General features: G+C 62.4%; 2 protein-coding genes. Both read right to left on the reverse strand.

From position 1 onward, the window contains the following. A partial coding sequence (locus EOD07_RS33255; RefSeq protein ID WP_164772788.1) for an HU family DNA-binding protein occupies window positions 1-210 on the reverse strand: 210 nt, incomplete at its 3' end. 197 nt (window positions 211-407) lie between these two features. Then, the coding region (gene lon / locus EOD07_RS33260; protein ID WP_127238242.1) for an endopeptidase La at window positions 408-1763 on the reverse strand (1356 nt) is incomplete at its 5' end.

Raw genomic sequence — 1763 nt, forward strand, 5'->3', positions numbered from 1 at the left:
CTTCACTTCCGCGCCGGTCTGCGGATTGCGGCCGGTCGAAGCAGCGCGTTTTGACACGGTGAAATTTCCGAAGCCGACAAGCCGGACATCGCCGCCCTTCTTCAGTTCGCCTGTGATCACGGAGAACACCGCATCGACGGCGGACTGCGCATCAGCCTTCGAAATGCTTGCGGCATCGGCGACAGCGGACACCAGTTCGTTCTTGTTCATCAAAATTCCCTTCCATGAGAAAACCGGAACTTACGACTCATCCGGCAGGAAACGGACTTTAGAAAGAAGCGTTGCGGAACCCAAGCCGGAAACCGCAGAATTCCGGGCTTTTTTGCACTTTTTCATGGCTTTTTCACATGAAAAAAGCCGGGCTCAAGGCCCGGCTCTCTCTTTGTGCGTTGCAACGTTAGAATATTCTAATGAGCAAGCGACTTTCCGGCATCGTCGCCGGTATCGACCGGAGCCGGCGCATTGACCGGTTCGACCCACTCGATCGGCTCCGGCATCCGCGTCAGCGCGTGCGCGAGCACCTCGCCGACCCGCGAGACCGGGACGATCTCCATGCCGTTCTTCACGTTATCCGGAATGTCCGCAAGATCCTTGACGTTCTCTTCCGGGATCAGGACCTTCTTGATGCCGCCGCGCAGCGCGGCGAGCAGCTTCTCCTTCAGGCCGCCGATCGGCAGGATGCGGCCGCGCAGCGTGATCTCGCCGGTCATCGCCACATCGGCCCGGACCGGGATACCCGTCAGCACCGACACGATAGCCGTGGCCATCGCGGCACCGGCGGACGGACCGTCCTTCGGGGTCGCGCCTTCCGGCAAGTGGACGTGGATGTCGCGCTTGTCGAACAGCGGCGGCTCGATGCCGAAATCGAGCGCCCGGGAGCGGACGTAAGAAGCCGCCGCCGAGATCGATTCCTTCATCACGTCGCGCAGATTGCCGGTCACCGTCATGCGGCCCTTGCCGGGCATCATGACGCCTTCGATCGTCAGCAGCTCGCCGCCGACTTCCGTCCAGGCAAGCCCCGTGACCACGCCGACCTGATCGTCAGCCTCGACCTGGCCGAAGCGGAAGCGCGGCACGCCGAGATAATCGGCGAGGTTGTCCGCCGTGATCTTCACCGTCTTCTTCTTCGTCCGCAGGATCTCGGTCACCGCCTTGCGCCCGAGCTTCATCAGCTCGCGCTCCAGGCTGCGCACGCCGGCTTCCCGCGTGTAGGTCTGGATGATGCCGCGGATCGCGTCCTCGCCGACCGAGAATTCGTTCGGCTGCAGAGCGTGGTCGCGGATCACCTTGGGCATCAGGTGACGCTTGGCGATCTCGATCTTCTCGTCCTCGGTGTAACCGGCGATACGGATGATCTCCATGCGATCCATCAGGGGCGCAGGGATATTCAGCGTGTTCGCCGTCGTCACAAACATCACGCTCGACAGGTCGTATTCGACCTCCAGGTAATGGTCCATGAACGTCGAGTTCTGCTCCGGATCGAGCACCTCGAGCAGGGCCGAAGACGGATCGCCGCGGAAGTCCTGGCCCATCTTGTCGATCTCGTCGAGCAGGAAGAGCGGGTTGGACTTCTTGGCCTTCTTCATCGACTGGATGACCTTGCCGGGCATCGAGCCGATATAGGTCCGCCTGTGGCCACGGATCTCGGCCTCGTCACGCACGCCGCCGAGCGCCATGCGGATGAACTCGCGGCCGGTCGCCTTGGCGATCGACTTGCCGAGCGAGGTCTTGCCGACGCCGGGCGGTCCGACGAGGCACAGGAT

This window comes from Mesorhizobium sp. M2C.T.Ca.TU.002.02.1.1, assembly GCF_003997225.1.